Source organism: Neisseria sp. HMSC070F02 (assembly GCF_001814225.1).
GTDB lineage: Bacteria > Pseudomonadota > Gammaproteobacteria > Burkholderiales > Neisseriaceae > Neisseria > Neisseria meningitidis.
This window is the reverse complement of sequence record NZ_KV815451.1, coordinates 23,637-29,981: the sequence shown is the minus strand read 5'-3', so window position 1 is coordinate 29,981 and position 6,345 is coordinate 23,637. Positions and strand designations below refer to the sequence as shown.

Below are 6,345 nucleotides of genomic sequence, written 5' to 3'. Positions count from 1 at the left end.
AACGCTGTACTGGTTTAAATTTAATCCACTATATAAAAAATTTCCAGAGAACCGATATAACAGTTAGAACTTGGGCTTGGGAATATCACGGTAGATGAATTTGGAACCTCTGTTATGCTATGGTCTTTTATCTCAATTGAAAAAAGCGCGAATCAAACGGTTCGCGCTTTTTTCAGACGGCATCAATTATTTTTTGTCGTCTTTTACTTCTTCAAAGTCGGCATCTACGACATCATCGTCTTTCTTTGCAGAAGCATTGGCTTGTTCGCTTTCGCCTGCTTGGGCTTCAGCTTGTGCTTGAGCGTAAACCATTTCCCCCAGTTTTTGGCTGGCTGTGCCCAGTGCTTCGGCTTTGGCATCGATGGCGGTTTTGTCGTCGCCTTTCACGGCTTCTTCGGCTTCTTTCAGCGCGGCTTCGATTTTTTCTTTCTCGGCAGCGTCGAGTTTGTCGCCGTAGTCGGCCAAAGATTTTTTCACGGAGTGAATCAGGGCTTCGGCTTGGTTGCGGGAAGCGACCAATTCAGTCAGCTTTTTATCTTCCTCAGCATTGGCTTCGGCATCTTTCACCATGCGTTCGATTTCTTCTTCGCTCAAACCTGAAGAACCTTGGATGGTAATGTTGGCTGCTTTACCGGTGCCTTTGTCTTTGGCAGAAACGTGCAAGATACCATTGGCGTCGATGTCGAAAGTAACTTCAATTTGCGGCATACCGCGCGGTGCAGGTGCGATGTCGCCCAAGTTGAACTGACCCAAAGATTTGTTGGCAGAAGCGCGTTCGCGTTCGCCTTGCAGTACGTGGATGGTTACTGCGCTTTGGTTGTCTTCGGCGGTAGAGAACACTTGCGACGCTTTAGTCGGAATAGTTGTGTTCTTTTGAATCAGCTTGGTCATCACGCCGCCCATGGTTTCGATACCCAAGGACAGAGGGGTTACGTCCAGCAGCAATACGTCGCTGCGGCCGCCGCTTAACACTTCGCCTTGAATCGCTGCGCCTACGGCGACAGCTTCGTCAGGGTTCACGTCTTTGCGCGGCTCTTTGCCGAAGAAGGCTTTAACGGCTTCTTGTACTTTCGGCATACGGCTTTGACCACCGACCAAAATCACGTCGTCGATGTCGCCAGTGCTCAGACCGGCATCTTTCAATGCGGTGCGGCAAGGCTCGATAGAGCGGGCAATCAGGTCTTCAACCAGGCTTTCGAATTTGGCGCGGGTAATTTTCATCGCCAAGTGTTTCGGGCCGGTTGCGTCCATGGTGATGTACGGCAGGTTGATTTCGGTTTGCTGGCCGCTGGACAATTCGATTTTGGCTTTTTCGGCAGCTTCTTTCAGACGTTGCAGAGCCATGACGTCTTGTTTCAAATCAATGCCTTGTTCTTTTTTAAACTCGTCAATGATGTAGTCGATCAAGCGTTGGTCGAAGTCTTCACCGCCCAAGAAAGTATCGCCGTTGGTAGCCAATACTTCAAATTGTTTGTCGCCGTCGAGGTTGGCGATTTCGATGATGGAAATATCGAAAGTACCGCCGCCCAAGTCATATACGGCTACTTTGCGGTCTTTGTTGTCGCCTTTGTCCATACCGAATGCCAAAGCGGCTGCGGTCGGCTCGTTGATGATGCGTTTCACGTCCAAACCGGCGATACGGCCTGCGTCTTTGGTAGCTTGACGTTGGCTGTCGTTGAAGTAGGCCGGAACGGTAATCACGGCTTCGGTTACTTTTTCGCCCAAGTAAGCTTCGGCGGCTTCTTTCATTTTACGCAGGACTTCTGCGGAAATTTGAGGAGGAGACAGCTCTTTGCCTTGCGCTTTCACCCATGCGTCGCCGTTGTTGGCTTTGATGATTTCAAAAGGCATAGATTCGATGTCGCGTTGGACTTCTTTGTCTTCAAATTTGTGGCCGATCAAACGTTTGGCGGCGTAAATAGTGTTTTTAGCGTTGGTTACGGCTTGGCGTTTGGCAGGCGCGCCGACGAGGATTTCGCCGCCGTCCAAATAAGCGATAACGGACGGCGTGGTGCGTGCGCCTTCTGCGTTTTCGATCACTTTGGTTTGACCGTTTTCGGAAATGGCCAAACAAGAGTTGGTTGTACCTAAGTCGATACCGATTACTTTTGCCATGTGGATAATCCTATTTGATTTTGCTTATTTTGAGAAATATGTTGGAACATTTTGTCCCGATGGGCTGTAAATAGGGCGGGCGGCGGGCTGTTTCAAGCTACAGCATGGCTATAAGTATATAACTTTATGAATATATTGGTTTTATATTTGATTTAATACATTTGGCTCCAATGCATTCAAGCATAATGTTTCAAATGGCAGGCAGGTTTATTCATAGACGATGCCGGCGAGCATTTCCTGTTCGTTCAAGTTGCCGTACTCTTTTTCCCAGTCGTGTGAAGACTCGATGATGTCGCATTCTTTGGAAAGGGAGACTTGTTCTGCATCCATATCTTTGGCGTTCAGTATGTTGAATTGTTCGCACAGGGATGCGGATAAAGTGATGTCGGGCTGTTTGGCTTCAGAACGGTTTTCTTGGAAGGCAAAGCAGAATGCGGTAAATGCCGCAGTATAGATAAGATATTTGCCGGTTTTCTTCATTTTTCTATCCTTTTTCTGTCAATTCAGGATTAAACCTATGGAAAAATCTGAAAAATTATGTATTAAGTAAGAAAAATCATAATTTAAATTTAGTTTATCATAATTGTTCCGTTTTTTGGATAGCTAAGGTAAAATATATTTCATGTTTACTTTAGATGATTGAATGAAGGGGAGTGGAAGGATATTTATGGAAACCTTTAAAGACAGACTGGTTTTTTTATGGAAAAGCGAAGCGAGGCAGGCAAAAATCGCATCCGATATTGAAATGACGATTGCGGGCTTCAGCAGGATATGGAATGAAGGCGGTCTGCCAAAGTCTGAAACATTGAAAAAAATCAAGCAGTTGAAGGGGTGTAGTATCGATTGGCTGCTGACCGGGGAGGGTAATCCGTTTCCGGATGAAGCCCCAAAAAAATCCCTTGCTTACGATACTTTGGGCAATGAAGTCGATACGGACGAGTTTGTCTTTGTGCCGAGATATGATATTCGGGCGGCTGCGGGATACGGGCAGTTTGTCGATCATGAGGAACCGGTATTTACAATGGCGTTCAGACGGCATTGGATTGAGAATTATGTTACCCGCGATACGAAAAACCTGTCTGTAATTTCCGTCAAGGGGGATTCGATGGAGGGGGTTTTGAATGACGGCGATTCGATTTTGGTCAATCATGGTGAAAATACGCCGAGGGACGGTCTGTATGTGTTGCGGATTAATGAAAATCTGCTGGTTAAACGTTTACAGATTGTACCGGGCGGGATTATCAATGTGATTTCTGCAAACGAGGCTTATCCTGCTTTTGAAATCAATTTGAACGATTTGACCGATGATGTGGAGATTATCGGGCGTGTCGAGTGGTTCGGCAGGACGATTTGAGTTTGGGGCTTGAAATTGCAGGCGGTCAAACTTATCTATTGGAACAATTCCTTTTTCAAAGGCGAAGCCTGCTTGCCTTTAAAGGGGGTTTGAGAGAGAATGCAGAAAATATTATATTAAGGAATAACACCATGTCGGATGAAAGCCCTATTATTTTTACTGACAGCTGCTGTGCCAAAGTTGCCGATTTGATTGCCGAAGAAAACAATCCCGATTTGAAATTGCGGGTTTTTGTCAATGGCGGCGGCTGTTCGGGTTTCCAGTACGGATTTACTTTTGACGAAATCAAAAACGACGACGATTTTGAAATTGAGAAAAACGGTTTGGTCTTTTTGGTCGATCCGATGAGCTATCAATATCTGGTCGGTGCGGAAATCGACTATACGGAAAGTTTGCAGGGTTCGCAATTCGTCATCCGCAATCCGAATGCGGAAACAACCTGCGGTTGCGGATCGTCGTTTTCCGTATGACCGCTTGGTTTGTGTGATGCCGTCTGAACGTTCAGACGGCATTTTTACTTTTGGAAAATATATTATCGGGATGAATTCACATATAATCCGATTGTTTGAAGATGAATCGGGTTTCCCGAAAGGAACGGGCGGAACGGTATCAGGCGTATTTGTTCCCTTATGATTGAGATGAGTAAAGATTACCGAAATGATTTGTACGATGTATATGTTTCCTACCCGCCCCAAGTGGATCGCGGGCTTATCCGGGAGTGCCTCAGGGAGAATCTCGGCGAGGAAAAGGCGGAAGGATTGATCGAATCGCTCGATTCCAAACCTCAAGTGCTGGTTGAGGAAAAATGCACTTGGGCGAAACGGGAAGAGTTGCACGATTATTTCAGCTATTTGGGTTTGGATATTATTACCCGGAGATATAGTGGATTAACAAAAACCAGTACGGCGTTGTGCCTCGCCCTAGCTCGAAGAGAACGATTCTCTAAAGGTGCTAAGCACCAAGTGAATCGGTTCCGTACTATCTGTACTGTCTGCGGCTTCGTCGTCTTGTCCTGATTTTTGTTAATCCACTACATATGGAGTTAGAAACGGTCGTGCCGCCGGAGGAAGGTGAGGGCGAAGGAGAGGGCGCGGATGGGGAAATGCCCGAATATCTTGAACTTCATGGCGGGCGGGAAGATGATATTTCCGCACCTTCGCAACCTGAACCGCCGACCCGCAATATCAAACCGCTGCTTTTCGGGCTGCTGATTGCCTTTTTGGGCTATCTGCTCGGTAAGATTTTTTGATTGTCCGATAAATGCTGTATTCGGGATTTTATATATGAAATGGTTGAAACGCCTGACGGTCATTGTCGGGACTTTTTACCGCTATCGGCTGGCAGGTCTGTGTGCTTCGCTGATGGGTAGCGGTTGGATATGCGCTCTGCTGAAAATGATGCCGCAGTCGTCCAAATTGAAAAACGAACCGCCTGCCGTCTGTCTGCGCCTTGCCTTGGAAAGCCTGGGGCCGATTTTCATCAAGTTCGGGCAGGTTTTGTCCACACGCCCCGATTTGATTCCGCACGATTACGCCGTCGAACTGGCAAAGCTGCAAGACAAAGTGCCGCCTTTTGACGCGCGGCTTTCGCGTGAACAAATCGAAAAATCGCTGGGTCAGCCCATCGAAAAGCTGTATGCGGAATTTGAAACCGAGCCCATCGCCAGCGCGTCCATCGCCCAAGTACACAAAGCCCGCCTGCATTCGGGCGAACGAGTGGCTGTCAAAGTTTTGCGCCCCAACCTTTTGCCCCTTATCGAACAGGATTTGTCGCTGATGCGTTTCGGCGCGGCTTGGGTCGAGCGTCTGTTTGCCGACGGCAGGCGTCTGAAGCCGCGCGAAGTGGTGGCGGAGTTCGACAAATATCTGCACGACGAGTTGGATTTGATGCGCGAAGCCGCCAATGCCGGACAACTCGGACGCAATTTCCAAAACAGCGATATGCTGATTGTGCCGAAGGTGTTTTACGACTACTGCACCAGCGACGTACTGACCATCGAATGGATGGACGGTACACCGGTATCTGACATCGCTAAACTCAAAGCAGACGGCATTGATTTGCACAAACTTGCCGATTACGGCGTGGAAATCTTTTTCACGCAAGTTTTCCGCGACGGCTTTTTCCACGCGGATATGCACCCCGGCAATATTTTGGTTGCCGCCGACAACCGCTACATCGCCCTCGATTTCGGCATCGTCGGCACGCTGACCGATTACGACAAACGTTATCTCGCCATCAACTTCCTCGCCTTCTTCAACCGCGATTACCGGCGCGTCGCCACCGCCCACATCGAATCGGGCTGGGTGCCCGCCGACACGCGCGCGGAAGAGTTGGAAGCGGCTGTCCGCGCCGTGTGCGAACCAGTGTTCAACAAACCGATTTCGCAGATTTCCTTCGGCTTGGTGCTGATGCGCCTGTTTGAAGTCAGCCGCCGCTTCAATGTCGAAATCCAGCCGCAGCTGGTATTGCTGCAAAAAACGCTGCTCAACATCGAAGGCTTGGGACGGCAGCTTGATCCCGATTTGGACTTGTGGAAAACCGCCAAACCGTTTTTGGTGAAATGGATGAACGGGCAGGTCGGCCCTAAAGCCCTTTGGCGCAACCTCAAAAACGAAGCCCCCGACTGGGCGCAAATCATTCCTTCATTGCCGCGCAAAATCAGTGCGTTGATTGATGAAAACCGCCAGCAGGAAATGCGTGATGCCTATATCCATTTGGTCAAAGTGCAGCAGCGGCAAAGCCTGTGGCTGGCTGTGATTGCGGTTGTTTTGCTGCTGATTTTGCTTTTGAAATAGGCTTTGTCCGAATCATCGCCCGACTCCGCCCGTTTATAAGGAAATCGGTTATAGTGGATTAACAAAAACCAGTACGGCGTT

At 48.4% G+C, this 6,345-nt stretch carries 7 protein-coding genes and 1 pseudogene; 6 read left to right on the top strand and 2 right to left on the bottom strand.

Features of this window, described 5'->3' with window-relative positions; genetic code table 11:
- Positions 1 to 186: 186 nt before the first annotated feature.
- Positions 187 to 2,115 carry a molecular chaperone DnaK gene (gene dnaK, locus HMPREF2959_RS07285; protein ID WP_002243335.1) on the bottom strand — a complete coding sequence of 643 codons (1,929 nt, stop codon included), beginning with the start codon at positions 2,113 to 2,115 and terminating at the stop codon, positions 187 to 189.
- Positions 2,116 to 2,322: 207 nt separating this feature from the next.
- On the bottom strand, positions 2,323 to 2,595 hold the full coding sequence (locus HMPREF2959_RS07280) for a hypothetical protein (RefSeq protein WP_002225570.1): 273 nt from the start codon (positions 2,593 to 2,595) through the stop codon (positions 2,323 to 2,325).
- 187 nt (positions 2,596 to 2,782) lie between these two features.
- On the opposite strand from HMPREF2959_RS07280, the gene HMPREF2959_RS07275 reads away from it, so the two are divergent.
- From HMPREF2959_RS07275 to ubiB, 6 genes and pseudogenes are all read left to right on the top strand, one after another.
- A complete protein-coding gene (locus tag HMPREF2959_RS07275; protein ID WP_002225569.1) occupies positions 2,783 to 3,469 on the top strand; it encodes a S24 family peptidase in 687 nt (228 codons plus the stop codon).
- Positions 3,470 to 3,600: 131 nt separating this feature from the next.
- The gene (gene erpA, locus HMPREF2959_RS07270) at positions 3,601 to 3,939 is read left to right on the top strand and encodes an iron-sulfur cluster insertion protein ErpA (protein ID WP_002219692.1); all 339 of its coding nucleotides are present in this window, start codon (positions 3,601 to 3,603) and stop codon (positions 3,937 to 3,939) included.
- A 16-nt stretch (positions 3,940 to 3,955) separates the two neighbouring features.
- Complete coding sequence (locus HMPREF2959_RS12630) at positions 3,956 to 4,102, top strand: hypothetical protein (RefSeq protein ID WP_003709540.1); 147 nt, start codon at positions 3,956 to 3,958, stop codon at positions 4,100 to 4,102.
- Positions 4,099 to 4,485: a hypothetical protein gene (locus HMPREF2959_RS07265; protein WP_371441791.1), complete on the top strand. Its 387-nt coding sequence runs from the start codon at positions 4,099 to 4,101 to the stop codon at positions 4,483 to 4,485. The genes HMPREF2959_RS12630 and HMPREF2959_RS07265 overlap by 4 nt, the downstream gene beginning before the upstream one ends.
- A 20-nt stretch (positions 4,486 to 4,505) precedes the next feature.
- Positions 4,506 to 4,718: pseudogene (locus HMPREF2959_RS07260) on the top strand (peptidase); the annotation flags it as partial.
- A 34-nt stretch (positions 4,719 to 4,752) separates the two neighbouring features.
- On the top strand, positions 4,753 to 6,264 hold the full coding sequence (gene ubiB, locus HMPREF2959_RS07255; protein WP_002243336.1) for a ubiquinone biosynthesis regulatory protein kinase UbiB: 1,512 nt from the start codon (positions 4,753 to 4,755) through the stop codon (positions 6,262 to 6,264).
- Positions 6,265 to 6,345 lie beyond the last annotated feature (81 nt).